Raw genomic sequence first — 25,274 nt, 5'->3', positions numbered from 1 at the left:
CCATCCAAGATTATTAGGCCGGTTACTTCCGCTGCCCCTTCTGATCGTTGACGCCGATGAGGACCGCCCTCTGCCGCGCATCATGACAGCTCCGGCCGGGGGCGTGACATCAGGTATGAGATCGCTCGCACACGTCATCGACTCAGACAGCCGAGCGCGGAAGGACTCACTCCTCTTCGTCCTTCTTCCGCAACAAATCCTTCGCAAGATCAGCCAATGCCGGGCGCGGCAGGGCGTTGAACGGCAACGGCCGCGTCACGTCGATGGCGGCGAGACCGAGTCGTGCCGTCAACAGGCCATTGAGCACGCCTTCACCTAACCGCTGCGAGAGTTTGGCGGCGATGCCGTGGCCGAGCATTTGCTGGATCAGGCTGTCGCTGGCGGCCATGCCGCCGGTGATGGCGAGATGGGCGATGACGTGGCGCATCAGGCGGATCATGCCGAGCGCGCCGGGCCGGCCGCCATAGAGCCGCGCCAACTGCCGGATCATCCGCAAGCTGGCGACGAACACGAACAGCACGTCGATCATCGCGCGCGGGCTCACCGCCGTGACGACGGAGACGCGTTGCGCCGCCGTCGAGACCAGGCGTCGCGCCTCCTCGTCGAGCGGCGCCATCAATTCGCGCTCGGCGAGGCGGATCATGTCGGCGCCGTCGATGATGTCGTCGGTGTGGGTCGCAAGCGCGTTGCGGGCGCGCGCCAGCTGCGGGTTCTGGTGCGCGAGCTTGAGGAGATCGCTCACGATGACGCGGCTCGCGGCGCGGTCGTCGCTGAGCAGCACTTCCGCGGCGCGCAGATGCAGCTTCTCGATGGTCGCCAGCCGCGCCAGGCCGAACAGTTCGCGCGAAATCACCACCATCAGCGCGACGGCCGCGATGATCGCAAACGCAACTCCGAGGAAGCCGAGGCCTTCGTTGCGCGCGAAAAGATCCTCGATCAGGTTGACGACGCCGAGCCCGGTGCCGAGCAGCACGAGGCCCGCGACCGCGCCCCAGAACAGCGTACCCCAACGGAAGCCGCGCCGCGCCGGCAGCAGCGGTGCATCGATCGGCACCGGCAGTTGCGCGGGATCGGCCTCGGGCGTGATCTGCACCGCGCCGCGCAGGGGGCGGCCGGTCTCGTCCGGATCCATCACAATGACGCCGGGATCGTCGAGCTTGAACGTCACCGGCCGCCTTGGTGTCTTGCCTGGCGTCTTGTCGTTCATTGCAGTCGGTCTCCGATCAGGAACTGGAGAGCGCGGTCAAGGCGGATGTGAGGCAGGCTCGGCTCGGCATCGCCGTTCCGCTCCAGCTTTGGCGGACGGAAGCGCAGGAAGCGGTAGTCGGCCGCCTCGGCACCGGCGCTGGAGAGGCCGCGGAAATCGCCCTTGAACAGCGCTTCGGGATCGTCAGGCAGGTCGCCGGGAAAGGTCGCAACCTCGGTCTCACCGTCCAGCGTTTCACCATTGGCGATCTCGCCCGGCGCCGGCGTGCCCAGGATCGACGGCAGCTTGTCGCGCCCGCGCTGGAGCTGCGCCTCGCGCGTGGCGCGCACCGCGGCGAGCGCCACGACGTCGATCGCAGCACCTGCGAATTCGGCGCGATTCGCGGCCTTGGCCACGATCCGCCGCAGCACGGCTTCGAGACGGTCATGGCTCGAATGGTGCAGATGATCGGCCTTGGTCGCCGCGAACAGGATGCGATCGATCCGGGGCCGGAACAGCGTCGACAGCATGGTCGAGCGGCCGATCCGGAAGCAGTCGAGAATGCCGGCGAGCGCGGCTTCCAGATCATGCAGCGCTTCCGGCCCGGCATTGAACGCGGAGAGCGCATCGACCAGCACGACCTGGCGATCCAGCCGCGCAAAATGATCGCGGAAGAACGGGCGGATCACGACGTGCTTGTAGGCCTCATAGCGCCGCCGCATCATCGCCCACAGCGAACCATCCGACGCGCTGCCGTCGACGGGGACATCGAGCGGGGCAAAGGTCAGCGCGGGAGAGCCGGCGAGATTGCCCGGCATCAGGAAGCGGCCGGGCGGCAGCAGGCTCATCGCAAAGCGCTCGTCGCGGCAGGCGCGCAAATAATCGGTGAACAGTCTTGCCGCCTGCAGCGCCGCCTGTTCGTCCGCGTGTCCCTCCGCCTGCAGCGTCGCCAGATGCGCGTGCCAGGGGGCTGCGAGCTTTGCCCGCAAGGCCTCGCGCGACAGCGCCAGGCTCTCGGCCGACCATTGCTCAAAGCTTTTATTCAAAAGCGGCAGGTCGAGCAGCCACTCGCCGGGATAGTCGACGATGTCGAGCGTCAGCTTGCGGTCTGCGCCATTCTGCCGCTGATACTCGATCACGAGACGCAGCTCGGAAATATCTGATGTCGAGTTCGGCCAGCGCCGTTCCTCGATGAGGGTGCGGACATGGCCCTCATAGGCAAAGCGCGGCACCGCATCGTCGGGCTGCGGAGACAGCTGCGCGCGGGCGATCCGCCCGGAGCTATAGGCTTCGAACACCGGGAAACGGCCGCCCCGCGTCAGCCCATGGATCAGGGCGGTGATGAACACGGTCTTGCCGGCGCGTGACAGGCCGGTGACGCCGAGCCGCACCGTCGGGTGGAAGAAGCCCTCGCCATAGTCGCGCAGCGCCCGCGCCGAGAGCCGCGCTTCCTCGACGATATCTGAAAAACTGGGGGGCATGGAAAGGTGAGAAAAACCGGGCGGGAGGGGCCAAATGGGGCGCGTGGTCAACCGTACCGCATGATCCGGAAAAGTGCGAAGCGGTTTTCCGAAAAGATCATGCGCAAACAAAGGGCTAACACGTGATGATTCATCGCGCTTTAGGTGGCGATTGCACGGCCAAAATCAAGCTTCACATTTCCGGCGCCTTTGCAGGCGAGGGGGTTGCCTTACCGCCCCTGCGATACCCATGATGAAGCGAGCCATAGAGGAACAGGTCCGGCATGACGATCTTCCGCTTGAAGCAACTCGCCCAGACCTCGATCCACGCGGCCGGCACCGCGCTGTGGAACTACGACCGCGCCGAGCTGATCGCCGACGGCGTGGTCCACATCGTCGGCATTTGTTTTGGCCTGGTGGCGGCGACCGCGCTGGTGGTGCTGACCGCGGTCTATGCCACCACCTTCGACGTCGTCGTGGTTTCGATCTATGTCGCCGGACTTCTCGCCATGCTGACCTTTTCGGCGACCTATAATCTGTGGCCGGTGTCGCGCGCCAAATGGCTGCTGCGCCGCTACGACCATTCGGCGATCTATCTGTTGATCGCCGCGACCTACACGCCCTTCATCATGCAGGTGAAGGAGAGTTATTTCGCGATCGCGCTGCTGGTCGGGGTCTGGTGCCTGGCGATCGTCGGCATCGTGCTCAAATTCCGCTATCCCGGCCGCTACGACCGCGTCGCGGTCGGGCTTTATCTGGCGATGGGCTGGAGCGGCATGATGCTCTATGATGCCGTAATGAAGACCTTGCCGGCCGTGGCGCTCGGCTTCGTGGTCGCCGGCGGCGTGCTCTACAGCTTCGGCGTGATCTTCCATGCCTGGCAGCGCTTGCGCTTCCAGAACGTGATCTGGCACTGTTTTGTCTTGCTCGGCGCAGCCTGCCATTATACGGCGGTGGTCGACGTCGTCTTGAAGAGCTGACGAACCGAACAAGACAACAACAAGGGAGGATGGCCATGCAGGTCGCGGGTAAGGTCGTTGTGGTCACCGGCGGTGGCAATGGCATCGGCAAGGCGCTGTGCGAGGCGTTCCATGCCTCCGGCGCGGCCAAGGTCGTGGTCGTCGATCTCGATCATGCCCATGCGGAAGCGGTCGCGGCGTCCGTCGGCGGCGCTGCATTCAAGTGCGACGTCGGCCAGGAGAAGAACATCCTGCATGTGATCGAGGCGACCGAGCAGATGTTCGGCCCGATCGGGCTGTTCTGCTCCAATGCCGGCATCGGCGGTGGCTTCGATCCGCTGTCGGTCAATGCCGGCGGCACCTCGGACGAGCCGTGGTCGCGCAGCTGGGCGATCCATGTGATGGCCCATGTCTACGCGGCGCGGCACCTGGTGCCACGGATGAAGGCGCGTGGCGGCGGCTATTTCCTCAACACGATTTCCGCGGCGGGCCTCCTATCGCAGGTCGGCAGCCCCGCTTACTCGACGACGAAGCACGCCGCGGTCGGCTTCGCCGAGAATCTTGCGATCTCGCACCGCGCCGACAACATCAAGGTCTCGATCCTCTGCCCGCAGGGCGTCGACACCAACATGCTGCGCGGCATCCCCAAGGGTCCGCAATCCGGTGACGGCGATCTCACCCCCGAGCAGGTCGCGCAGGACGTGCTGAAAGGCCTGGAGCAGGAGACCTTCCTGATCCTGCCGCACCCGCAGGTGCTCGGCTACATGCGCAAGAAGACCGAGAATTACGACCGCTGGATCGGCGGCATGGCCAAGATCCAGGCCAGGATGCGCGAGACCTACGGCAAGTAGCGGAGCCGGTCCTGACAGCCGGCGGTCGGATAGGGCCTTTTTGCAAAGCGAACATTGTTGTCGCGTCTTCCAATTTTTGGAAATGTATGCCATAGTCGATCATGATCGTCATCGGAACCGATGTCGTTGAGAGGTACTTTGCATCCCGCGCCGGGCATAAGGGGATTAAAGCGGCACGATCGCAGTACGATGCGTGGCTCGACATCGTTGGCAGGGCAGGCTGGCGGAATCCCGAGGATGTGAAAGCGTCATACCCCAAAGCAAGCATACTTAAAGCGGGGCGTGTCGTGTTCAACATCAAAGGCAATGACTATCGGCTCGTCGGCCGATTGCAGTATCAAGCCGGCGTCCTGTCGATCCGCTTTTTCGGAACGCATGCCGAGTATGATGTGGTAGATGCGGAGACCATTTAGATGGATGCGACTTAGATGGATGCGACCCTGGTCCTGATTGACAGCGACAAGGAGCTTGCGCGGGCGCAGGCGCTGGTCGAGCGGCTCTGGGACTCCGATGACCCGGCCGATGTGGCGAGGCTGGAGGCACAGGCGCGGTTGATCCTTGCCTATGAAGAGCAAAAATGGCCGCGGCGGTCACCGAGCATCGCCGATTTGATCCGGCATCTCATGGATCAACACGGTCTCAGCCGTGCCGACATGGTGCCCATCCTTGGCACGCCAAGCCGTGTCAGTGAGGTCCTCAGCGGCAAGAAGGGGCTGAGCATGGCGATGGTGCAGAGGTTGCGGGCCCGCTTCCGCGTGCCGGCCGACCTGCTGATACCGCCGCCGCGGAAGGCCAAGCTGAGTCGTTCGACGAAACGGGCCGCAGCCTGATCTAGCTTTTTTGCGCGTGAGGCAGCGGCATCGCGGAATCCGCCATTGCCTCGATCAGGCTGACGCCCTGGTGCTGCAGGTGCTCGGCTACATGCGCAAGAAGACTGAGAATTACGACCGCTGGATCGGCGGCATGGCCAAGATCCAGGCCAAGATGCGCGAGACCTACGGCAAGTAGCAACAGCAAGCAGAAAATCCCGCGACGACGTCTGAGGGAGGCACGCCCGCTCGCGTGCACATCCCCAAAAGTTGATCGCGATTGTTCATGTCAAAAATACAATCTTAGGTTAAGGTGGATGCCACGGGCAGCGGCAGGCTGCGGCGCACATCAATCAGGACTCATCGCGGAGGGCGGCATGAAGAAGAGCATTGCACAATTCGTGTCAGACGGAATCTCGACGCTCCCCGACCTGCAGGCGGCGCTGCAAACCGCGATGCAGCTGGAGTTCGCCACCATCCCTCCGTATCTCTGCGCGCAATGGTCGATCAACGACGATCCGAGCAATGTGCAGGACCTCATTGAGCAGGTCGTCGTGCAGGAGATGTTTCACTTCGCGCTCGCCGGCAACATGCTGTCGGCTATCGGCGGCACGGTCAGCATCGCCAACGCGAACTTCGTGCCGACCTATCCGACCCACAAATTGCCCGGCGGAATCCCGCAGAAACTGGCCGTTGACCTGCAACCGCTGTCGCCCAACCAGCTCCAGGTCTTCATGCAGATCGAGCTTCCGGAGTTTCCGCCGGTCGCGCTGATGGCGTTGCGCGATGCGCCGGCGACGATCGGCGCATTTTACGACACGATTGCGGCCGGCTTCACGGCGGTCCAGCCGGCGATCAACTTGAACGCCAACTTCGTCAACATGAAGGAGGCCACGCAAATCAAGTCGATCGCGGACGCCCAGGCAGCCATCGCGCTGATCAAGGCCGAAGGCGAGGGAACGCCCGGCGATCCCGATCAGCCGCCTCCCGACAACACCACCGAACTCGCCCATTACTACCAATTCAAGGAGGTCTTTGTCGGCAAGCAGCTCGTTCAGACCAACGGGAAATGGGGCTTTACCGGCGCCGCCATCCAGATGCCGACCGTGTTCAACTTCACCAAATCGACCATCACGCCCGACCCGTCATTGGCTTTCAATCAGGCGATGTCGTCGTTGCTGACGAGCTTGCAGTCATGCTGGACCGATGGCGGCCCGGTGGACATCGGCGCGATGTTCTCGCTGGCCGATCTCGGCAGGGGCCTGATCCAGCAGGGCATTCAGCCCGAATTCCAGTGGGCGGCTTCCGGGAGCTAAACGCAGGAGACGTAAGGGCTACGCCATTTCGGCGTCTGCGCTCCGCATCGCGCCGAGCGCGCGCGCGTAGATCATCAGCCCGTCACGCACGATGGCCCTCTCGGCCTCCGGCAGCCGTGCCAGGGCGCCTGCGACCTGCCGGCGGCCGAAATCATGCAGCGCAGCCAGCGTCCGCCGTCCCTTGGCGGTCAGCGACAATGATTTGAACCGCGCGTCGTCGATGTCGGGTTCTTCCTTCAGCTCGCCGTGCTCGATCAGCTTGCGCACCATACGGCTGACGCTTGATTTCTCCAGATGCAGCAATTCGGCAAGCCGGCCCGAGGTCATCGGCCCGCGTGTGCCGATCTCGAGGATGGTATGGACTGCCGACGGCGGATAGTCGGTGGCGGCCAGCGTCGCGTCCATGAAGCCGAGCTCGCGCACCATCTGCCGCGAGGCGGCACGTATGTCGTCGATGAGGGGCAGGTCAGCGGCAGGCATTCTTGACTCCGGCCATATAGTTGTATCATACAACTATATGCGGCGCAAGTTTCGCGTGGCCTGTTCTGTGGGAGCTGGATGTCGTGGGCGAGGTTCTGCCGGTCAAAAATTCACTCGGCCCGGGCGAGCGGATGCGTGGAAAGGTTTGTCTGGTGACCGGCGGCGGCAGCGGCATCGGCCGAGCCTCGGCGCTGAAAATGGCTGCTGAAGGTGCTGCGGCGGTGCTGATCGCCGGCCGCCGCGAAGCCGAACTTGAGTCCGCGGTGGAGGCCTGCCAGGCGCTGGGCACACAGGCGCTTGCCATCAAGGCCGATGTGACCCGCGAGGAGGATGTGGCCCGTCTGGTGGAAGCGGCTATCGAACGCCATGGCCGGCTCGACGTCGCCTTCAACAACGCCGGTTTCCAGGAGAAGCGCGCGCCGATCGAGCAGCAGGGCAGCGCCGTCTATGACGACGTCTTCGATACCAACGTGCGTTCGATCTTTCTCTGCCTTCGCCATCAGCTTCCGGTGATGTTCGCGCGCGGCGAGGGCAGGATCGTCGTCAATGCCTCGGTGAGCGGTGTGCGCAATCCGAATTCCGGCCTGTCGCTCTATTCGGCCTCGAAGGCGGCGGCGATTTCGCTGATGCGCTCGGCGGCGATGGAGGCGGCCCCGCGCGGTGTCCGGATCAACGCGGTTTCGCCCGGCCGCGTCGTCACCGACATGATGCTCCGCTCCGGTGTCGGCGATGTCTCGAGCGTCGCGGCGGGGCTGCCGCTGCGGCGGATGGGACAGCCGGAAGAGGTCGCGGAAGCCGTCGTCTGGCTGCTCTCGGACGCGTCATCCTATGTCGTCGGCCACGTGCTGACGGCGGACGGAGGCTTTCTGGCGTCCTGAGTCGGTGCTAATCCTTCTTTGCGTAGAGCAGCGGCACGGCGGCATCCACCATCACCTCGATCAGGCTCGCGCCGTTGTGCGACAGCCCGCGCTGGTAGGCGCTGACGAGCTCCGATGACTTGCTCACCCGCACCCCGTCGCAGCCCATGCCTTCGGCGAGTTTGACGAAATCGATGCCGGGCAATTCCAGACCCGGCACGTTGCGCACCTGCATGACCTGGCTGAACGAGCGCATCGCGCCGTAGCCGGAATTGTTCAGCACCACGACGGTCACCGGCAGCTTGCGCTGGACCGCGGTCCACAGCGCCTGGATCGAATACATCGCCGAGCCGTCGCCGATCAGGCAGACCGTGCGTCCCTTGCCGCGGCCGAGCGCCATGCCGACGGCGGCGGGCAGGCTGTAGCCGAGGCCGCCGCTCGACATGGTGTAGAAACTGTCCTGGCCGCGCATCGGCATGACCTTCTGCATCGCAGGCCGGTGCGAGGGCGCCTCCTCCACCAGCACGTCGTCAGGGCCCATCGCGCTGGAGAGTGCATGCAGGACATATTCGACCGGCAGCGGATCGGCAGCAGTGGGCGCCGGCGGCAGCGTGCGGCCGGCGGGCGTGGCGCGCTTCGTCTCCGGCAGCATCTCCAGCAGCATCGTCAGGGCCGGCTTCATGGTGGCGACGATGCTTTGGCCGGAGGGTGTCACCGCAGCCGCCGTCGGATCGTCGGTGATCTGGAAGATCGTGGTTCCGCCGTCGAAGATCGCGGCATGGCCCTCGACATGGAAGGTGAAGACCGGCGCGCCGATCACGACGACGAGGTCGTGATCGCGCAACGCCTCGGAGAGCTGGCCCGGCGAAGCGTGCAGGAAGCCGGCGAATTGCGGATGCCGTTCCGGGAACGAGCAGCGCGCCGAGAACGGGCTGACCCACACCGCAGCCTTTGCCTTCTCCGCAACCTCAACCATCAGATCGACCGCGCGTGCACGATCGACGCCGGGGCCGACGACGAGCGCCGGCCGCTTGCTGTCGGCCAGCGCCTTGACCAGCGCCTTCATCGCAGCCGGATCCGGCCCGAGCTCGCGGCTGACCTGGCGCGCTTCCACCGGTTGCGTCGGGTGGGTCCAGTCGTCGATCGGGATCGAGACGAAGGTCGGCCCGCACGGCGGCTGCATTGCAACGTAATAGGCGCGCGCGATCGCGGCCGGCACGTCCTCCGACCGCGCCGGCTCGACGCTGTATTTCACATAAGGCCGCGGAAACTCGCTTGCGCGCTCGGCATAGAGAAAAGCCTGCAGCGGCAGGATCGAGCGCGCCTGCTGGCCTGCGGTGATCACCAGCGGCGTCTGGTTGCGATCCGCGGTGTAGATGTTGCCGAGCGCATTACCGACGCCGGCGCCCGAATGCAGGTTGACGAAGCCGGCATTGCCGGTGGCCTGCGCGTAACCGTCGGCCATGCCGACCACGGATGCTTCCTGCAGGCCGAGCACATACTCGATGTCGTCGGGCCAGTCGCTGAGGAACGGCAGCTCGGTCGAGCCGGGATTGCCGAACACCTTTTTGATGCCGAAGGCGCGCAGCAGGCCGAAGGTGGCGTCCTTGACGGTGACGGTCTTGTTTTTCGTCGCGGCGGGCTTGCGGGACGACATCGGGCGGCTCCCCTTGATCTCTTCTTGTGTTCCGCCGCTGCGCCGAATGTGAGCGACGATTGATCCGCCTTAGCCGTTCAGCGACGGCAAAAGCAACCCACCTCTCGATGGATTGCCCGGCGAAGTCAAGATGAGGATGCCGCGAAGCAGGTTACCGCGAGGTGCCCTTGACCAGCGGGCATTTGCTTTCGGCAAGCGGCCACACGGTTTCCTCCGGCGGGATCGGGCGCACGATCTCCAGATAGTCCCAGGGATACTTCGACTCCGACGGCTTCTTGACCCGTGCCAGATACATCGTGCGCGTCACGCGGCCGTCCTCGCGCAGTTTTGCGTCCTGCGAGAACACATCGTCGATCGGAAGCTCGCGCATCGCGGCGGCGACCTTGTCGGCGTCGTCGGTGCCGGCTTTCGCGACGGCTTTCAGATAATGCCGCACCGCGCCGTACACGCCGGCCTGCAGCATCGACGGCGGCATGCCGGTTTTCGCCAGAAACTCCTTCGACCAGGCCCGCGTCGCCTCGTTGAGGTCCCAGTACGATGCGGTGGTCAGATAGGTGCCTTGCGCGGCTTCCAGGCCGAGCGTGTGGATGTCCTGCAGGAACAGGATCATCGCCGCGAGGTTTTGGCCGCCCTTGACGATGCCGAACTCGTTGGCCTGCTTCATCGCATTGATGGTGTCGCTGCCGGCATTGGCGATGCCGATCACCTTGGCGCCGGAGGATTGCGCTGACAGCAGGAAAGAGGAGAAGTCCGGCGTGTTGAGGGGATGACGGACGCCGCCCGCCACCTTGCCGCCGGCAGCCGTGATCACGTCACTGGCGTCTTTTTGAAGCTGCTGGCCGAACGCGTAGTCGGCGGCGAGGAAGAACCACGAATTGCCGCCGGCCTTGACGACCGCCGAGGCCGTGCCATGCGAGAGCGCGTAAGTATCGTAGGTCCAGTGCACGCCGTAGGGCGAGCATTGCTCGTTGGTCAGCGCGGTGGTGCCCGCGCCGGAATACAGCACGATGCGCTTCTTCTCGCGGGCGAGGCCCTGGATCGCCAGCGCGACGCCGGAATTCGGCACGTCGACGATCGCATCGACGCCGTCGACGTCGAACCATTGCCGCGCGATGCCGGTGCCGATGTCGGGCTTGTGCTGATGATCGGCCGCGATGATCTGCACCGGCTTGCCGAGCACGCTGCCGCCGATCTCGCGAACCGCCATCTCGGCGGCGACCAGCGAGCCCTTGCCGGTGACATCGGCGGTGACGCCGGCCATGTCGGTGAGGACGCCGATCTTGACGACATCGCCGCTGACCTGCGCCTGCGCCGTCATAGGAGCGAGCAGTGCGATCAGGGCTGCGCCGAGCAGGTTCGGTCTCATCTCCATCTCCTCCGGATTGTCTTGCGTTGTCGTGTCAGCAGCCCGCGCTATCGAGCCATTCCAGGATCAGCGCGGCGAGGTCGTCGCTGTTGTCCTCGATCATCATCATGTGGCCGTTGCCGGTGATGCCGCGGTCGGGCAGCCAGACGAAGTCGGCGCCGAACCAGGCCGCGGTCGCAGCGTCGACCTCGCGTGGATGACGGGGATCAAGCTCACCGGTGACGATCAGGATGTCGTGGTCGCACAGCCTGTTGGGATCGTCGACCCTGAGGCCGCGGCCGCCGATATTGAAACGCTCGTTCAGGATGCGCGGGCTCTCGGCGACGATCGACGCGAAATAATGCTTGAACGCAGCTTGCGGGAAGCGCGGTGTATTGGCCCAGGAGGCGGCCGCAAATTCGGCGTTCAGCCAGACCGGCCGATCCTCGGCGGCATGCACGGGCCGGCCGGCGCTGGAATCATCCCGCAGCGCCGCGATCGCCACGGGATCGTCAGGCAAATCCTTCAGCAAATTGGCGGGCGGGCCGGGCGCGATGCCGACGACCGCGCGGATCAGGTTGGGCCGCCGCTCCGTCATCCACCACGCCATCGGTCCGCTCGCGGAATGCACCAGCAGCACGGCGGGGCCGATCTCCTCGAGCAGTGCGAGCAGGGAATTCGCCACGTCTTCAGTGCCCAGCGTCGGAAAATCCGGTCGCTGCGGCGAGCGGCCATGGCCGGGCCAATCCGGTACGAACACATGGCGGCCTGTGCCTGCGAATCGCTGTGCCCAGCCCGGGCGCAAATCAGGGGTTGCCATGTAGCAGGCGCCGGTATGGGCCGCGCCATGCACCATCACGACAGGCGTTTTCGCCGCCGCGCCCGCCGGCGGCCGCACGTGATCGACATAGATCGGATGCGCCTCCGTCCCTGCGTAGAAGCACGACGGCCCCTGCGCGCACAGCAAATCCGTCCGTCGCGCGGACGCGACAGGTCCCGCCTTGTTCACGGCTGGCGATCTCCCAAACTTCTGTTCTGTAACTTCTGTTCTATTCCGGCGCGATGTTAGGATGAGATCGATCCGGAAGGCAATGAGAAAGTCACATATGAGACTATCTAAAAATGGCGCGGCGAAGCCCGATCGAGAAGAGGGCGCCGACCGCGCCAGGGACGTGCTCGGCGGCACCGAGATCAGGATCGCCTACAAGATCGGCTACGTCCTGAATTTCTATCGCGAGCCTTCGTTCCGGAAGATCGAGATGGAGTTCGGCATCACACGGCCCGAAATCGTCACGCTGATCTTCCTGAATTTCCGCGAGGGCGTCACCGCGAGCGACATCTGCGAGTTCTCCGGACACCTCAAGGCCAATATCAGCCGCGGCATCATTGCGCTGGAGAAGAAGAAGCTGCTTCGCCGCGACGTCGATGCGAAGGACAACCGCCGCCAGCTCCTGTACCTGACGCCGGCCGGCCGCGCGCTCTATGCCAAATATATCCCCGCCTTGCGCGAGCGCGAGCGGGCGATGCTGTCATGCCTGAGCGCATCCGAACGCAAGCTGTTCGAAGGGCTGCTCGACAAGCTTGCCGAACACGTGCCGCAATGGTCGGCGCTCGACGAGCTGTGACGGCGGCTCATTTGGGGCGGCAGGAAAACACCGGTTCGAAGCCGCTGCCGCGGGCGCGGACACAGGCGCAGCGGCTGCCGCGAAAATGCGCGGGCACCACCAGCCGGCCGCTGTCGGCGGCTTCCGCAAAGATCTTCATGCGGGTGTCGGCGGCGACGTTCTGATCGACGCAGGTGGACGTCGACAGGCGGGGCTGAAAGATCTGCAGCGGGTTGTGCACGGCATCGCCGCAGAAGATCGCGCGTTCCCCGGCATGATCTACCATCAGTCCCATCTGACCATTGGTGTGCCCGGGCAGCGGAACGAGCCGCAGGCCGGGGCCGAGCTCGAAACCGTCATCGACGAGATCGACGCGGCCGGCCTCGACGATCGGGATCACGCTCTGCTCGAGTGCGCGCGCGTGGATCGGCAGTGCGCTGCCCGCATGATATTGCGTCATCCAGTCGGCGAGCTCGCGGCGGCCGAACAGATACCGCGCGTTGGGAAAGGTCGGCTCCCAGCGATCGTTCTCCCGCCGCGTGTTCCAGCCGACGTGATCGACATGAAGATGGGTGCAGAACACCAGGTCGATCCCGGCGGGGTCGACGCCGGCGCGGCGCAGCCTGTCGAGAAAGCCGCTGTCGCGGCGCTGGTGCCATGACGGGATGTCCGGGATGTTCTTCTGCTCGCCGATGCAACTGTCGATCAGCAGCGTGCGTCCGCCGATCCGCAGCACAAAGCTCTGGATCGCGAATTTGGCGAGGTTGCCGGCGAGGTCGAGATAGTCAGGCTCCAGCACGCCGCGATGCCGTTCGATCAGACCGACATCGCGGTCGGGAAAGTAGCCCGTCAGCGGGAGGGTGAAATCGTCATCGTCGACGATGATGTCGACGGTCGCATCCCCGATCGCAAAGCGCATGACAGCCCCCCGTGGCCCGGTTTCGACCCAGGATAGCATGGCAGGGAGAGGGGATGCCTTAGCGAAAAATCGAAGCGCGTCGCTACTCCGGAACGCGCGCGACGTGATAGCCCCTGGGGAGAACCTGGCCGCCTTCCTCGTCCGCGACGGGAACGTCGGTGACGAGGCCTTCGATCAGCGCAGCCTCCCACACCTCCTTTTCGGTCGGGAACGGCGGTCCGATCTGCGTGGCGCCCTCGAACAATGCGTACATGGGAGGCCTCCTCGTCAAAACCCCGCCAGTCAACGTTGTGACTGACGGGGCTTATGTTGAGCGGATATGTCCTCGGGATTTCTCCTTCGTGGTATCGCTCGCCGGACCAACGTCCGGACCTGTCGCCCGTTCCTAAATGCGGCCGGCGAGGCCGGTTGCCGGCTTGAATATTGTTCCTGTTTCGTTCACAATGCCGCTCTCATGTGAGTCGTGCGCCATGGACGTCGAAACAGATCAGGCCATCATCCGGTTGTGGAACGAGCTCCGCCGTCTTCAGCGGGACGGACGACCGACCGCGGCCGTCCAGCGCAAGATCGAGCAGGCGCTCGCCGAGCGGGACCGGCAGGACCGCGCGGCCTGATCTTGCTCTCGGTACAATTCTCGTCGCGTCTTGCCGCCGCTCGTGCGGCATAATGGGATGTCGTTAACCGAGGCACTCCCATGAGATCCCGCGTCGAAACGCTCACGCCGCCTGATACGCCGACCCCGATTGGCCCCTACAGCCATGTCGCCAAGGTCGGTGAGTTGATCTGGATCGGCGGAACGGCGGGCTTCGATCCGGCCACGGGGCGTCTGGTCGGCGACGACGTCGCGACGCAGACGAGGCGCATTCTCCAATCCTTCGCGGTGATGCTGGAGGCCGCGGGCTCCGATCTCGGCCATGTCACGCACGTCAACGTCTTCCTGCTCGAGATGTCCGACTTCGAAGCGATGAATGCGGCCTATGTCGATGGCATGGGCGACCACCGGCCGGCACGCACGGTGGTGTCGGTCAAGGAGCTGCCGAAGCCCGGCGTGCTGCTGACGATGAATCTCACCGCGGTGACGCGGGCGCGGTGATCAAATCTCCACCGGCGCTCAATCCCGCTTGGGCGCCGTCCATGCGTGTGGTGAGCTACGACGTCGTCGTGGGCATGATGTAGGGAATGCTTCGCACCAGCACGGCCAGCACGGTCGCGTTGCACAGCATGCCGCCCCAATGCAGCCGTCGCAGCCGGCGCACCGCATTGGCATCGCCGGCGTCCCGTGCGATCAACTGCGCATCCATCTGCTCGAGGAACCAGCCGCGCCCCCAGACCGCGAACGCCGCGACCAGGCCGATGCCGACGGCGAACGTCCACCGGCCGGCCAGCGCATAGGCGAGCGTCCCGATCATGCCTAGAATGCCCACCATCAGGAAATGCGCGTTGAACAGGCCGCGCAACAGCTGGGTGACTTCCGGGACATCCAGTTTCACCAGCAGGAAGGCGGGGGAGGACAACAGGAAAAAGCCCATCGGAAACAGCACGATGATGGTGGCGGCGATGGCGATGGAGTCGAACAACATGCGATCACCCTCTTGAGCGAAGCAGGGGCTTGTGGGCTGCAGTCTACAACAGTTCCGCCCGAATCGCACAATTCGCTGTGTTCACTTTTGAACATTTCCTCGAAACCCCAGGCCGGCCAAGGCGTTGAGTCCGATCGAGCTCGGGGTGCAATGCCGTGACAGATTCCGTTCGGATCCTCATCGCGGAGGATGACTACCCATTGCAGGGCGTGCTTGAGGAGGCCTTGCTGGAGGCTGGCTTCAAGCCGGAAATCCTGTCGTCGGCCGAACAGGCGGCGACGCTGCTGTCCAGCCACATCTTCGATTTCCGCGCGCTGGTCACTGACGTCAATCTCGACCGGATGAGCGGCTGGGACCTTGCCCGCCGCGCGCGCGAAGCAGACCCGGCCTTTCCGGTCATCTACATGACGGGCGCGGCGGCCGATGAATGGGCCGCGCAAGGCGTCCCCGGCAGCATCCTTTTGCAGAAGCCGTTCGTGCCCGCGCAGCTCGTCACTGCTTTGTCCCAGCTTCTGAACACGACGTCGCCACCCGCTCCGCAAGCCTGAGTGCATGCGTGACGCAGCAACTGCGTTGCAGCCCAAGAACGGGAAAAACCGGCAAACGTTCCCGGTTCTCGGAACGTCGTACGCGCAGGCTTGTTCTTGTTGCACGCAATCGCGCGAAAGGAGCAGCGATGTCGCTGAACAGGGCGAGACAAGTCTGCGTGCTTCTCACCGCGCTTCTGGTGGTCGGCCCCGCGTTCGGTGTCGAGCTGAACGCGACGGCCATCGAGTCCGCCGAGCCGTCGAAGAAGGCGTTGTCGAACGAGAAGCCGACGCCGGCGGGCGTGCGGCTGCAGGTGCTGCTCGACCGCGCGCATTTTTCGCCCGGCGAGATCGATGGCAGGTTCGGCGAGAATGCGAAGAAGGCGCTACGCGCCTTCACCGACGCCAGGCAATTGCCGAGCTCCGACACGGTGACCGACGACGTTTGGCAGGCGCTGCGCGCGGATGATCGGCCGGTGACGACGAACTACACCATTACCGAGCAGGATGCCGCCGGTCCGTTCCTGCGCAAGCTGCCCGCAAAGATGGACGACATGAAGGACATTCCGAAGCTCGGCTACACCAGCCTGCGCGAAGGGCTGGCGGAGAAATTCCACATGAGCGAGCAGTTGCTCGCCGCGCTCAATCCCGGACGACCGTTCGACCGTGCGGGTGAAATCATCGTCGTCGTTGACACGGCGGCAGCAGCGACCGAGGCGCCGGCCAAAGCCGACCGGGTCGAAGTCGACAAGAGCCGGCAGACGGTCAAATTGTTCGACAAGTCGAACGCGCTGATTGGATTCTATCCTGCGACCGTCGGCAGCGAAGAGAAGCCGTCGCCGTCGGGGACGCTGAAGGTGATCGAGGTCAGCCGCAATCCCTACTACCGTTACAATCCGGCCTATCGCTTCAAGGGCGTGCGCTCGCGAAAACCCTTCACCATCAAGCCGGGTCCCAACAATCCCGTCGGCACGGTGTGGATCAACCTGTCCGCAGACGGCTACGGCATTCACGGCACGCCGTCGCCCGGCAAGGTCTCGAAGGCGGAGTCGCACGGCTGCGTCCGGCTCACCAACTGGGACGCCGAGCGCGTCGCGGCCAGGGTTGCGAAGGGGACGTCGGTCGCGTTCGTGGAGGGCGGGCGATGACGGCGATGATAGCGGCCGCAAATGTTCCTCGCGCTGATCTGAAAATGCCGTGAGCTGGACAGGAACGGCGACGCCGGCCGATTCGTTTTAATTATGATGAACAAGCTCTATCCGCTGCTGCTGGAGCATCGACTGCCTCTCTGGGTCCGACACTGCATCGCCATGTCGATCATGCTGGTCTGCGCGGTCATGCAGATCGCGCTGCAGATGTTGACGGGATATCCCGGCTATTTCCTGCTGCTGCCCGGCGTTTTCCTGTCAGGCCTGATCTTCGATCGCGGCACCGGCATCGTCTCCGCCGCGATCGCCGTCGCAGTGGGAGCCTATCTCAGCTACCGGGCCGACGTCGGCGTGGAATACTTCTCTTCGAACGGTCTTTTCCTGGTCACGGCCGCAGGCACCGCCGTCGTGGCGGAGTTTCTCCGGCTGGAGATGAAGCGGGTGATGCAGGCCGACAAGACCAAGGCGTTGCTGCTGCAGGAGATGGCGCATCGCACCAAGAACAATCTCGCCGTGCTCAGCGCGATGATCCGTCTGCAGGCCAGGAATGCGGAGCCGGCGGTGGCCGCAGCTTTGCAGGATACCGCGCGGCGGATCCAGGTCACCGCCGAAGTCTACGATCATCTTTCGGTCAAGGAAGATTCCCGGCTGGTCGACATGCGATACTTCCTGGCTGACGTCGTCGACAAGATCTTCCAGTCGCTCGCACCGTCCGGCCCGGTCGCCTTCGATGTTGCCAGCGACAATGTCGTGCTGCCGAACAACCAGGCGCTCGCGATCGGCATCATCGTCAATGAGCTCGTCACCAACACGCTGAAATACGCGTTTCCCGATGGCCGGCCCGGGCATGTTGCGGTCCGTCTCAGCGCGGCCGAGGAGATCGAGGTGAAGGTGTCGGACAATGGCGTTGGCAGACACAGCGAAACCGATGGCTCCGGGCTCGGCTCGCGCATCATCATGCTGCTGACCCAGCAACTCGGCGGCACGCTCGTCTACGAGGAACTGCAGCCGGGCGTATGCGCGCGCGTGCGAGCACCTCGCGTTGCCGTTTCTTCTGGCTGACGCTCGGCCGAACGGGACGAAGTTGATCTTGCGGCCATGAATTCGATGCGCGTGATCCACCTCAGTATTTTTGCACGATCGGTCGACAGGCGATCCACAGCGCGACCGACGCCAGACCCATTCCACCCAGGATCAGGAAGGCCGGCTGGAAGCCGACCCATTGCGCAATCCAGCCGCCGAGCGCCGGGCTGAGCGAGGCGCCGATGCCCTGCACGGTGATGACGGCGCCTTGCCCCAGATTGACCCGGCCGGTGCCGCTGAGCGAACGCGCCACCATGCCGGGGACGGCGACGCTCTGCAGGCCGGCGCCGATGCCGTCGAGAATTTGCACCGGCAGCAGTCCCCACCAGCCCGACAGGAAGAAGGCGAGCACGCCGCGTATCGGCAGGGCGAGAAAGGATGCCAGCAGGACGGGCCAGTAGTTGCGCGCTTCAGCTGCGCGCATGCCCACGATCGATGTGACGATCATGACGGCCTGTGCCACCACGATCGTGGTGGCGACGAATCCCGGCCCATTGATTTGCGCGTCGGCAACGGCCGCAAGTCCATACAGCGGCATGATCGCCGCGTTGCCGAGATGAAACGCGGCGAGCGCGAGCGCAAGCACGAGAATCGGCTTGTGCCGAGCCAGCACAGTGAAGCCGCTCGGCTCGCTGTCCGGATCCTCTTCCTTGCCGCGCGCGGCGCGATGATCGATGTTCTGCGCCGGGATCATCAGCACGCAGGTGATGGTGACGAGGCCGAACAGCGCGGCAAGCAGGAAGACGGCGAAGTAGCCATATTGCCAGCCGAGATAGCCGGACGCCGCGGCGCCGACCATGTTGCCGGCGTGATTGAAGGCCTGGTTGCGGCCGTTCTGCCGGTTGAAGCCGCGCTGCTTCACCATACCGAGCGTGATGCCGGTGACCGCGGGAACGATCGCCGCGCCTGCGATCGATGTGGCGATCTGGGACAGCGCGACCGCCCAGAAATTCTGCGACACCAGGATGATGGCCGAGGCCACGACGACAGCGATGCCGGGGAGGATCACCCAGGCGCGCTTGCTGTTCGTGGTGTCGATCAACCCGCCGATCGGTGTCTGGATCGCCATGCCCGCGACGTTGCCGAGTGTCATCGCGGTGCCGATCAGCCCGCTGGTCCAGCCATGGGCCTGGAGAAACACCCCGACGAACGGCCCGATCCCGGACTGCATGTCCGCCATGAAGAAATTCACAGCCAGCAGCGGCCACAGCCGTGCCGATTTGGCGGATCGTCCTTCGTCGTGAGCCATGTCTGATGAATGCTGCGTGTCCGGCGAGCAACGCGCGAGTGGGGCGCTGCGTTCCTGCGGCATTGCCACGCGGCGGCATCGTGCCGCCGCTCGACAGACGCTATCGGACGCCGTAACGCGCGAACTCGTCGCCGATCCCTGCCTGCATGGTCTGCGCCGCAGCGATGTCGCGTTTGCTGCCGGCTTCGTCGCCCAGTCTGCGCCTGGCGAGCCCGCGTCCATAGAGCGCGCTCGCCAGCTTCGGATCGAGACGCAGCGCCGAGCCATAATCATCGACAGCCTTGCTGAAGTTGCCGAGCTTCAGCTGAATCAGCCCGCGCGAGTCGTACGCCGCGGCGCTTTTCGAACCGGACGCAAGCGCCTTGTTGCAGTCCTCCATGGCAGCCTGCAGCGGGCCGGTGATGGCGCGCGTCCAGCAACGTCCGTTCCACGGCGCTTCCAGGGTGGGGTTGAGACGAATGGCTTCGTCATAATCCCGCGTGGCGCGATCATAGGCCTGCATTTTCAGGTAGGCCTCACCCCGATTGGCGAACGCCTCGCCGTAATTCGCCTTGAGCTTGATCGCTTCATCGAACGCCTCGATCGCCTTGTCGTATTCGCCCTTCCTCAGGTAAGCCACGCCGCGGTTGTTGAGGGGCTTTGCGTAGCTGTGATCGAGCTTGATCGACTCGTCGAAATCCTCGATGGCGCGGTCGTAGTCTCCCCTTGCGGCATAGGCATTGCCGCGATTGTTGTAGGCGATGGTCAATGCATTCGTGGAGCGCTGCCCGGCGCGGATGATCGCCGTGCAGCCATCAATGCGGGCGTCGAGCGAGATCCGGCTCGAGCCGTTGCACAGCTCGATGTTCTTGAGATAGTCGTCCCTGCCCGGAGCCTGCGCGGCTGCCGATGACTCGAGCGACAGCATGACCAGGACGGCCGCCGCGCCCTCGATGATGCCGCCTGCTGCACGACGTCCCATGACAGGCTCCCTGATCGCGGAAGATCAGACGATGACAGGCGGCGCAACGCCACGTTGATGAACTAGCAGCCGCGACAGATCCTGGGATTGAACTTGGGTTGCTCGGGCTGCGGGGCGGCGGCCGGGACGCGCCTTCTGACCGTCCTGGGCGTGCTCTCTTCGATCAGCGTGGAAAACCGCACATTGCCGTCATCGCCGATCTCGATGCGTGGCGTGGTGCCTCGAATGCCCATGGTGGCGACGGGCGTATCGACCTTCATGTCGCCGGTCTTCGCGACCTGGCCGGCAACGAAGGTGGCCGTTCCCCTGGTCAAATTGTAGAAGCTCGCGTTGGACTTGCCGTTCGGTTGGTAGACGAACTCGTCCAGCGCCATGCGTGCGTTGCTCGACAGCGTGAACGAACTGCCGTCGGCAAAGTTGATGCCGAGCCGGCCATCGGCACCGGTCAGGGCCACATCGCCGAGATAGACGAGGTCGCCGACCTTGGCCTGAACGGGCTGACCCGCGACATTGGCCTGAACGACCGTCGCGCCCGTGTGTTGAATCATGACCGAGCCTGTGGCGGCGACGACCTTCCCGATCGGTTTCGCCAGCTCCTGTACGGCCGGCTGGGCCGAATTGGTCTGGGCTCGAGCGGGGCCCGGCACGGACCCGGCGAGCGCCAGAACCAGGCTCGTCATCAAGACCGCAATCCTATGTGTACACATGATCTCCCCCCTTTGAGAAGATCCGGTTCGCGCAACAGCCGATAGGCGCGCGAGCCATCGGCCACGCGCGGCAGGACATCTAGTACCGGCCGGCTGCTGCCGGCCAGCTATCCAAAAGGGGTACCTCTTCATGGCGCCCGCCCCGTGAGCCAGCTTACTGTGCCATCACCCAAAACGCCGTACTCTGGCTTGAGAAATAACGACAATGTTTCGGACAAGGGCCGTGCTTCGCGGCGGTGCAATCCGTCGACGCTGCGTTGAACGCGTCCTTCCTCAGCCGATGAAGTTTTTGATCAGGACGTCTTGCGGTTGCCGACGGCTGCCAGCGGAAATGTTCTTACCTCGTGGTGGTGCGGCAAGCCAGAGCAGGACAATTGCGGCAACCACGCTGGGGCTGAATTCCTCAGCAGGCGAGGGCAAGGCCGATGTTTGTTTCGTCCCGCACCGAGGAACCGGCCATTGTGGCCGCGCCTCGAGAGATCATCGCCCATGTTCAAACAGCGATCGGCTGTGCGACGCTGACGCGCGCCTGCGGCATTGCCGTTGACGTCATGGCTGGCGACCCGGTCTGCCGGGGCGACGCGATCGAGACCGCAGCAGGTGCGCGTATCGGAATTCGCTTCATCGATGGCACGGTGTTCAACCTGTCCGCCGGCACGCGCGTGGTGCTCGACGAATTCATCTGTGATCCCGGCGGTCTCCCGCAATCGGCCGGGCTCGCGGTGACCCGAGGCAGCTTCGCCTTCATGCCGGGCGAGGCGGCAAGGACCGGCGCGTTGCGGATCGATACGCCCGTCGGCAGCATTCGCGGACGGGCCGCCGGTGGATTCGGAATGCTGTCGCTCACAGCGCTGACTTTCGCCTTGCTGAATGAGGCGCAAGCCGCGGATCCCAACGTCACATTGCTGGATGACGACAGCATCACCTACAAGGATTTCGAGCACGGCAGCTTCGAGCTGGTTACCAAGGAGCTGAACCCGCGGCACATCATCGTCGACGATCCCGGCCAGACGATCGTCCTGACCAGGAAGGGCTCCTCGGTCAGCGTTGATCAGTTCACGAACTCGGCGGCGCGAATGGCGGAGCTGCATGCGGCGCAGCGGGATCTGCTTGCCAATCTCGAAAATGAGATGAACAACGGATCGAGCACGCCTCCGTCAGTCGGTGCGCCGGCGCCGCAGCGGATCAATTTTATCGAGAGTGACCAGATCGAGCAGCAGTCGCTCCCGGCGATCGTGTTCCCTACATTTGACTTCATTCCCATCAAGCTGCCGCCGTCGCTGTTCGCTCCGGCCGGGCCGACCGAAATCGACACGGTGGTGTTCGACGCCTTCACCGCGACATCGGGAACGTTCCACGCCACCAGCACCAATGCCGGCACGCTGGTCTTCGGCATCAGCGGAGGCACCGGTGGGACCACCGTGCTGGACGGGGTGACCTATGATGTGTCGGAGGGCAGCCCCTATGGCACGCTTTACCTCAACAGTGCGAGCGGCGCTTACACCTTCGTCCCGGACAGCGATGCGATCAACGCGCTGAAGTCGCCGACATCAGACAGCTTCGTCATCACGGTCTCGGACGGCACGCTCTCGACCAGCCAGACCTTCACGATCGCCATCAACGGCGTCAACGACGCGGCCCATATTTCCGGAACCGCGACCGGCTCCGCGACCGAGGCCAGCGATGCCGCCCATGCCGCGGTTGGCGCCACGGCATCAGGCAGACTCACCGACACCGACGTCGACGACCCGGCCAACACCTTCACGCTGGTCAGCTCGAAGGCAAGCGCCGGCGGCTACGGCACCTTTGCCGTGACGGCGGATGGCGTGTGGACCTACACGCTCGACAACACCAACCGCGCGGTGCAGGCGCTCAATGCCGGCGACACGCTGACCGACACCTTCACGGTGACCACCATCGATGGCACGCCGCAGCTGGTGACGATCACCATCCACGGCGCCAACGACGCGGCGATCGTTTCCGGCACCACGGCCGGCGCCGTGACCGAGGCGGGCGGCGTCGCCAATGGCTTGCCCGGCACGCCGACGGTATCCGGCACGTTGACCGACACCGACCTCGACAATGCCGCCAACAGCTTCACGGCCGTGAACACGCCGACGGCGAGCGCGGGCGGCTACGGCAGTTTCACGATGACGGCCGCGGGCGTGTGGATCTACACGCTCGACAACACCAACAGCGCGGTGCAGGCGCTGAATGCCGGCGGCACGCTGACCGACAGCTTCACGGTGACCACGATCGACAGCACGCCGCAGCTGGTGACGGTCACCATCCACGGCAGCAACGATGCGGCGATCATTTCAGGCAGCACGGCCGGCGCCGTGCTCGAGGCCGGCGGCGTCGCCAACGCCGTGCAGGGCACGCCGATCGTATCGGGCACGCTGACCGACACCGACGTCGACAATGCAGCGAACAGCTTCGCGGCGGTGACCACCCCGACGGTGAGCGCGGCCGGCTACGGCACGTTCACCATCTCGGCAGGCGGGGTGTGGACCTATGCGTTGGACAACTCCGACAGCGCCGTGCAGGCCCTCAATGTCGGCGACACCCTGATCGACAGCTTCACGGTGACCACGATCGACGGAACGGCGCAGGTGGTGACGATCACCATCAACGGCAGCAACGACGCCGCGATCATTTCCGGCGTCGCGACCGGCTCGGTGACCGAAGCCGGCGGCATCTCGCGCGGCATCCCGGTCGCGACAGGCACGCTCACCGACACCGACCTCGACAACACCGCCAACAGTTTTGCGGCGGTCGGCACCGCAACGCGCAGCGACGGCGGCTACGGCACCTTCACGATGACGGCCGCCGGCATCTGGACGTTCACGCTCGACAACGCCAACCCGGTGGTGGATGCGCTCAACGTCGGCGACACGCTGACCGACACTTTCACGGTGCATACGGCAGACGGCACGGCGCAGGTGGTGACGATCGCCATCCACGGCGCCAGTGACGCCGACCCCAACGATTTCGACAATCTCGCCACAGGGAGCGTCGTGGTGGTCGATCCGCCGCTCGTCCACGGCACGCCCGGACACGACAGTATCGCGGGCGGCGGTAGCGTCACCCAGATCATCTATGGCGGAGCCGGCGACGACACCATCAACGGAACCGGCGTCGACGACGTCCTTTATGGCGGCTCGGGCAACGACACCATCAAGGGCAATGGCGGGAACGACGCGATCTACGGAGGCTCGGGAAGCGATACGATCAGCGGCAGCAACGGCGACGATACGATCATCGGCGGCTTTGGTGCCGATCTTCTCACCGGCAGCAATGGCAACGACACCTTCGTCTATCTGTCCGCGGTGGATTCCCATGCGGGTCAATTCGACACCATCACCGATTTCGGCCTGGGCTCCGACCGGATCGATCTGACGGCGCTCGGCGCGCTTGCCTTCATGGCGTTGAGCTCCACCAACACGACCGTGCCGCCGCATACCATTGCCTGGCGCTATGACGGCGCGAGCAATGAAACCATCGTGTACGTCAATCCGACCGACCAGGCGCTGAACGTCGGCGATTCAAACCTGGTGGAAATCCACCTGCAGGGGATCGTGAGTGTCCAGGCCTCGGATTTCGTCACCGATCAGTCCGCGGCGCCGATCGTGGCGGCCGCCGATCCACTCGATCTCGCCTTGGCCGCAACGGCAGAGAATCTCGTGGCGCTGGCCACGACGACCACCACCGATGCTTCGTCCGATTCAACCGGCGGCACGCTGGCCGCCGACGGGATCTGGAGCGCAGAAACGACCGGCACGCAGTTCAGCTTCGATGCCGCGCAAGAAAGCCTGGGCGCGACCGGATTGACCAGTTCCGGTAGCTCGACGCAAGCGACCGAACTCTTCGACGCGGAAGCGTTGACTGCTCCGGAAAGCGCACCGACGGTGGTGCCGCACGGCGTTCACACCGTGACGCACGACAACTTCACATTCGATCAGGCGACAGACAGCAGCACGCTGAAGACGACCGGCGATGTGGCCGCAGTGCCGCCGAGTGGGCTGACCGCCACTACGATCGTCATCGTCCCGATCTCAACCGTCGAGTCCGAGAACCATGGCGCAACTCCGGAGCATGGCGGCGGGAACGGCCATTCCCACACTCAGGCCGAGACGGAGTCGGTCGCCGCGCTCGACCAGAAAGACCAGCCGTCGAACCATCAACAGCAGGATCATTCAGGGCCGAAGGGGCACGCGGAATCGCCGCAATCGAATCCGGCAAATGCCGGCGCAGTCGAGACCGCCGATACGCATGACAATAGCCCACATGACAATGGCGCACATGGCAATGGCGCTGGCAACGGCGCAAAGGCGACCGATACGGCCGATCTCGGCGACACCTTCCACTTCAAGGACAACATGCCAAATCCCAAACATTCAGACCCCGTCGATGTCGCGGATATCACCCCGGCACCGGCCGATCATCACGACGATGGTGTTGCGCACCAGGATACGACGGTCGCGGAGACGCCGACCGATGATTTGTCTCTGCACAGCCATCACGCGGCGGGTCATGGGCACGTGAACCATGCGACGCACGATCTGATTGTTTGAAA

General features: G+C 64.5%; 25 protein-coding genes and 1 pseudogene. 14 read left to right on the top strand and 12 right to left on the bottom strand.

Annotation, left to right across the window (positions count from 1 at the left end; all coding sequences use genetic code 11):
* Nucleotides 1-166: 166 nt before the first annotated feature.
* Complete coding sequence (locus JQ604_RS31490) at nucleotides 167-1,207, bottom strand: YcjF family protein (protein WP_212364593.1); 1,041 nt, start codon at nucleotides 1,205-1,207, stop codon at nucleotides 167-169.
* A complete protein-coding gene (locus JQ604_RS31485; RefSeq protein WP_212364592.1) occupies nucleotides 1,204-2,667 on the bottom strand; it encodes a YcjX family protein in 1,464 nt (487 codons plus the stop codon). Before JQ604_RS31485 ends, JQ604_RS31490 begins: the two co-directional genes overlap by 4 nt.
* 263 nt (nucleotides 2,668-2,930) lie before the next feature.
* Here JQ604_RS31485 and trhA point away from each other — a divergent pair, with 263 nt between their 5' ends.
* From trhA to JQ604_RS31455, 6 genes and pseudogenes are all read left to right on the top strand, one after another.
* On the top strand, nucleotides 2,931-3,626 hold the full coding sequence (gene trhA, locus JQ604_RS31480) for a PAQR family membrane homeostasis protein TrhA (protein ID WP_212364591.1): 696 nt from the start codon (nucleotides 2,931-2,933) through the stop codon (nucleotides 3,624-3,626).
* A 35-nt stretch (nucleotides 3,627-3,661) separates the two neighbouring features.
* The gene (locus tag JQ604_RS31475; protein WP_212364590.1) at nucleotides 3,662-4,456 is read left to right on the top strand and encodes an SDR family NAD(P)-dependent oxidoreductase; all 795 of its coding nucleotides are present in this window, start codon (nucleotides 3,662-3,664) and stop codon (nucleotides 4,454-4,456) included.
* Between the two features lie 101 nt (nucleotides 4,457-4,557).
* Nucleotides 4,558-4,869: a type II toxin-antitoxin system HigB family toxin gene (locus JQ604_RS31470; protein ID WP_212364589.1), complete on the top strand. Its 312-nt coding sequence runs from the start codon at nucleotides 4,558-4,560 to the stop codon at nucleotides 4,867-4,869.
* Between the two features lie 15 nt (nucleotides 4,870-4,884).
* Complete coding sequence (locus JQ604_RS31465; RefSeq protein WP_212364588.1) at nucleotides 4,885-5,286, top strand: helix-turn-helix domain-containing protein; 402 nt, start codon at nucleotides 4,885-4,887, stop codon at nucleotides 5,284-5,286.
* Between the two features lie 73 nt (nucleotides 5,287-5,359).
* Nucleotides 5,360-5,464, top strand: a pseudogene (locus JQ604_RS31460) (short-chain dehydrogenase); the annotation flags it as partial.
* 178 nt (nucleotides 5,465-5,642) lie between these two features.
* A complete protein-coding gene (locus JQ604_RS31455; protein WP_212364587.1) occupies nucleotides 5,643-6,581 on the top strand; it encodes a ferritin-like domain-containing protein in 939 nt (312 codons plus the stop codon).
* Nucleotides 6,582-6,599: 18 nt separating this feature from the next.
* Here the strand turns inward: JQ604_RS31455 and JQ604_RS31450 are convergent, their stop codons facing one another.
* The gene (locus tag JQ604_RS31450) at nucleotides 6,600-7,061 is read right to left on the bottom strand and encodes a MarR family winged helix-turn-helix transcriptional regulator (protein ID WP_212364586.1); all 462 of its coding nucleotides are present in this window, start codon (nucleotides 7,059-7,061) and stop codon (nucleotides 6,600-6,602) included.
* Nucleotides 7,062-7,192: 131 nt separating this feature from the next.
* Here JQ604_RS31450 and JQ604_RS31445 point away from each other — a divergent pair, with 131 nt between their 5' ends.
* Entirely contained in the window at nucleotides 7,193-7,939 is a 747-nt protein-coding gene (locus tag JQ604_RS31445) for an SDR family NAD(P)-dependent oxidoreductase (protein WP_212364656.1), read from the top strand.
* A gap of 7 nt (nucleotides 7,940-7,946) precedes the next feature.
* On the opposite strand, the gene mdlC is transcribed toward JQ604_RS31445, so the two are convergent.
* From mdlC to JQ604_RS31430, 3 genes are all read right to left on the bottom strand, one after another.
* Nucleotides 7,947-9,575, bottom strand: a complete 1,629-nt coding sequence (gene mdlC / locus JQ604_RS31440) for a benzoylformate decarboxylase (protein WP_212364585.1) — start codon at nucleotides 9,573-9,575, stop codon at nucleotides 7,947-7,949.
* A 151-nt stretch (nucleotides 9,576-9,726) separates the two neighbouring features.
* The gene (locus tag JQ604_RS31435) at nucleotides 9,727-10,941 is read right to left on the bottom strand and encodes an ABC transporter substrate-binding protein (RefSeq protein WP_212364584.1); all 1,215 of its coding nucleotides are present in this window, start codon (nucleotides 10,939-10,941) and stop codon (nucleotides 9,727-9,729) included.
* Nucleotides 10,942-10,975: 34 nt separating this feature from the next.
* Entirely contained in the window at nucleotides 10,976-11,929 is a 954-nt protein-coding gene (locus JQ604_RS31430) for an alpha/beta fold hydrolase (protein ID WP_349631165.1), read from the bottom strand.
* A gap of 97 nt (nucleotides 11,930-12,026) precedes the next feature.
* On the opposite strand from JQ604_RS31430, the gene JQ604_RS31425 reads away from it, so the two are divergent.
* Nucleotides 12,027-12,545, top strand: coding sequence for a MarR family winged helix-turn-helix transcriptional regulator (locus tag JQ604_RS31425; RefSeq protein WP_249158939.1), 519 nt, complete (start codon nucleotides 12,027-12,029; stop codon nucleotides 12,543-12,545).
* Between the two features lie 7 nt (nucleotides 12,546-12,552).
* Here the strand turns inward: JQ604_RS31425 and JQ604_RS31420 are convergent, their stop codons facing one another.
* Together JQ604_RS31420 and JQ604_RS31415 are read right to left on the bottom strand one after the other, a co-directional pair.
* Nucleotides 12,553-13,443, bottom strand: coding sequence for an MBL fold metallo-hydrolase (locus JQ604_RS31420; protein ID WP_212364583.1), 891 nt, complete (start codon nucleotides 13,441-13,443; stop codon nucleotides 12,553-12,555).
* Between the two features lie 82 nt (nucleotides 13,444-13,525).
* Nucleotides 13,526-13,696, bottom strand: coding sequence for a hypothetical protein (locus tag JQ604_RS31415; protein WP_212364582.1), 171 nt, complete (start codon nucleotides 13,694-13,696; stop codon nucleotides 13,526-13,528).
* A gap of 217 nt (nucleotides 13,697-13,913) precedes the next feature.
* Between JQ604_RS31415 and JQ604_RS31410 the strand changes: the two genes are divergently transcribed.
* Both JQ604_RS31410 and JQ604_RS31405 read left to right on the top strand, forming a co-directional pair.
* On the top strand, nucleotides 13,914-14,057 hold the full coding sequence (locus JQ604_RS31410) for a hypothetical protein (RefSeq protein ID WP_212364581.1): 144 nt from the start codon (nucleotides 13,914-13,916) through the stop codon (nucleotides 14,055-14,057).
* Between the two features lie 80 nt (nucleotides 14,058-14,137).
* Nucleotides 14,138-14,536: a RidA family protein gene (locus JQ604_RS31405; protein ID WP_212364580.1), complete on the top strand. Its 399-nt coding sequence runs from the start codon at nucleotides 14,138-14,140 to the stop codon at nucleotides 14,534-14,536.
* Between the two features lie 55 nt (nucleotides 14,537-14,591).
* Here the strand turns inward: JQ604_RS31405 and JQ604_RS31400 are convergent, their stop codons facing one another.
* On the bottom strand, nucleotides 14,592-15,023 hold the full coding sequence (locus JQ604_RS31400; RefSeq protein WP_212364579.1) for a hypothetical protein: 432 nt from the start codon (nucleotides 15,021-15,023) through the stop codon (nucleotides 14,592-14,594).
* 155 nt (nucleotides 15,024-15,178) lie between these two features.
* Between JQ604_RS31400 and JQ604_RS31395 the strand changes: the two genes are divergently transcribed.
* From JQ604_RS31395 to JQ604_RS31385, 3 genes are all read left to right on the top strand, one after another.
* A complete protein-coding gene (locus tag JQ604_RS31395; RefSeq protein ID WP_212364578.1) occupies nucleotides 15,179-15,571 on the top strand; it encodes a response regulator in 393 nt (130 codons plus the stop codon).
* A gap of 128 nt (nucleotides 15,572-15,699) precedes the next feature.
* Entirely contained in the window at nucleotides 15,700-16,698 is a 999-nt protein-coding gene (locus tag JQ604_RS31390) for a L,D-transpeptidase family protein (RefSeq protein ID WP_212364577.1), read from the top strand.
* A 96-nt stretch (nucleotides 16,699-16,794) separates the two neighbouring features.
* Nucleotides 16,795-17,760 carry a sensor histidine kinase gene (locus tag JQ604_RS31385; RefSeq protein ID WP_249158937.1) on the top strand — a complete coding sequence of 322 codons (966 nt, stop codon included), beginning with the start codon at nucleotides 16,795-16,797 and terminating at the stop codon, nucleotides 17,758-17,760.
* Between the two features lie 61 nt (nucleotides 17,761-17,821).
* Here JQ604_RS31385 and JQ604_RS31380 read toward each other — a convergent pair whose 3' ends face one another.
* The 3 genes from JQ604_RS31380 to JQ604_RS31370 all read right to left on the bottom strand — a co-directional run bounded on the left by JQ604_RS31380 (nucleotide 17,822) and on the right by JQ604_RS31370 (nucleotide 20,671).
* Nucleotides 17,822-19,030: an MFS transporter gene (locus tag JQ604_RS31380; RefSeq protein ID WP_212364576.1), complete on the bottom strand. Its 1,209-nt coding sequence runs from the start codon at nucleotides 19,028-19,030 to the stop codon at nucleotides 17,822-17,824.
* 100 nt (nucleotides 19,031-19,130) lie between these two features.
* Nucleotides 19,131-19,991 carry a tetratricopeptide repeat protein gene (locus JQ604_RS31375; protein ID WP_212364575.1) on the bottom strand — a complete coding sequence of 287 codons (861 nt, stop codon included), beginning with the start codon at nucleotides 19,989-19,991 and terminating at the stop codon, nucleotides 19,131-19,133.
* A gap of 62 nt (nucleotides 19,992-20,053) precedes the next feature.
* The gene (locus JQ604_RS31370) at nucleotides 20,054-20,671 is read right to left on the bottom strand and encodes a FecR family protein (protein ID WP_249158935.1); all 618 of its coding nucleotides are present in this window, start codon (nucleotides 20,669-20,671) and stop codon (nucleotides 20,054-20,056) included.
* Between the two features lie 488 nt (nucleotides 20,672-21,159).
* On the opposite strand from JQ604_RS31370, the gene JQ604_RS31365 reads away from it, so the two are divergent.
* Nucleotides 21,160-25,272 carry a VCBS domain-containing protein gene (locus JQ604_RS31365; protein ID WP_349631164.1) on the top strand — a complete coding sequence of 1,371 codons (4,113 nt, stop codon included), beginning with the start codon at nucleotides 21,160-21,162 and terminating at the stop codon, nucleotides 25,270-25,272.
* Nucleotides 25,273-25,274 lie beyond the last annotated feature (2 nt).

Origin of the sequence: Bradyrhizobium jicamae (genome assembly GCF_018130695.1) — a bacterium.
Taxonomy (GTDB): domain Bacteria; phylum Pseudomonadota; class Alphaproteobacteria; order Rhizobiales; family Xanthobacteraceae; genus Bradyrhizobium; species Bradyrhizobium jicamae_B.
The sequence above is the reverse complement of the archived record's forward strand: the minus strand, read 5'-3'. Positions and strand labels throughout refer to the sequence as shown.

Bases quoted from the DNA above. Each gene is read 5' to 3' on its own strand.
- JQ604_RS31490 (WP_212364593.1), bottom strand. From the start codon at position 1,207: ATGAACGACAAGACGCCAGGCAAGACACCAAGGCGGCCGGTGACGTTC.
- JQ604_RS31485 (WP_212364592.1), bottom strand. From the start codon at position 2,667: ATGCCCCCCAGTTTTTCAGATATCGTCGAGGAAGCGCGGCTCTCGGCG.
- trhA (WP_212364591.1), top strand. From the start codon at position 2,931: ATGACGATCTTCCGCTTGAAGCAACTCGCCCAGACCTCGATCCACGCG.
- JQ604_RS31475 (WP_212364590.1), top strand. From the start codon at position 3,662: ATGCAGGTCGCGGGTAAGGTCGTTGTGGTCACCGGCGGTGGCAATGGC.
- JQ604_RS31470 (WP_212364589.1), top strand. From the start codon at position 4,558: ATGATCGTCATCGGAACCGATGTCGTTGAGAGGTACTTTGCATCCCGC.
- JQ604_RS31465 (WP_212364588.1), top strand. From the start codon at position 4,885: ATGGATGCGACCCTGGTCCTGATTGACAGCGACAAGGAGCTTGCGCGG.
- JQ604_RS31455 (WP_212364587.1), top strand. From the start codon at position 5,643: ATGAAGAAGAGCATTGCACAATTCGTGTCAGACGGAATCTCGACGCTC.
- JQ604_RS31450 (WP_212364586.1), bottom strand. From the start codon at position 7,061: ATGCCTGCCGCTGACCTGCCCCTCATCGACGACATACGTGCCGCCTCG.
- JQ604_RS31445 (WP_212364656.1), top strand. From the start codon at position 7,193: ATGCGTGGAAAGGTTTGTCTGGTGACCGGCGGCGGCAGCGGCATCGGC.
- mdlC (WP_212364585.1), bottom strand. From the start codon at position 9,575: ATGTCGTCCCGCAAGCCCGCCGCGACGAAAAACAAGACCGTCACCGTC.
- JQ604_RS31435 (WP_212364584.1), bottom strand. From the start codon at position 10,941: ATGAGACCGAACCTGCTCGGCGCAGCCCTGATCGCACTGCTCGCTCCT.
- JQ604_RS31425 (WP_249158939.1), top strand. From the start codon at position 12,027: ATGAGACTATCTAAAAATGGCGCGGCGAAGCCCGATCGAGAAGAGGGC.
- JQ604_RS31420 (WP_212364583.1), bottom strand. From the start codon at position 13,443: ATGCGCTTTGCGATCGGGGATGCGACCGTCGACATCATCGTCGACGAT.
- JQ604_RS31415 (WP_212364582.1), bottom strand. From the start codon at position 13,696: ATGTACGCATTGTTCGAGGGCGCCACGCAGATCGGACCGCCGTTCCCG.
- JQ604_RS31410 (WP_212364581.1), top strand. From the start codon at position 13,914: ATGGACGTCGAAACAGATCAGGCCATCATCCGGTTGTGGAACGAGCTC.
- JQ604_RS31405 (WP_212364580.1), top strand. From the start codon at position 14,138: ATGAGATCCCGCGTCGAAACGCTCACGCCGCCTGATACGCCGACCCCG.
- JQ604_RS31400 (WP_212364579.1), bottom strand. From the start codon at position 15,023: ATGTTGTTCGACTCCATCGCCATCGCCGCCACCATCATCGTGCTGTTT.
- JQ604_RS31390 (WP_212364577.1), top strand. From the start codon at position 15,700: ATGTCGCTGAACAGGGCGAGACAAGTCTGCGTGCTTCTCACCGCGCTT.
- JQ604_RS31385 (WP_249158937.1), top strand. From the start codon at position 16,795: ATGAACAAGCTCTATCCGCTGCTGCTGGAGCATCGACTGCCTCTCTGG.
- JQ604_RS31380 (WP_212364576.1), bottom strand. From the start codon at position 19,030: ATGGCTCACGACGAAGGACGATCCGCCAAATCGGCACGGCTGTGGCCG.
- JQ604_RS31375 (WP_212364575.1), bottom strand. From the start codon at position 19,991: ATGGGACGTCGTGCAGCAGGCGGCATCATCGAGGGCGCGGCGGCCGTC.
- JQ604_RS31370 (WP_249158935.1), bottom strand. From the start codon at position 20,671: ATGACGAGCCTGGTTCTGGCGCTCGCCGGGTCCGTGCCGGGCCCCGCT.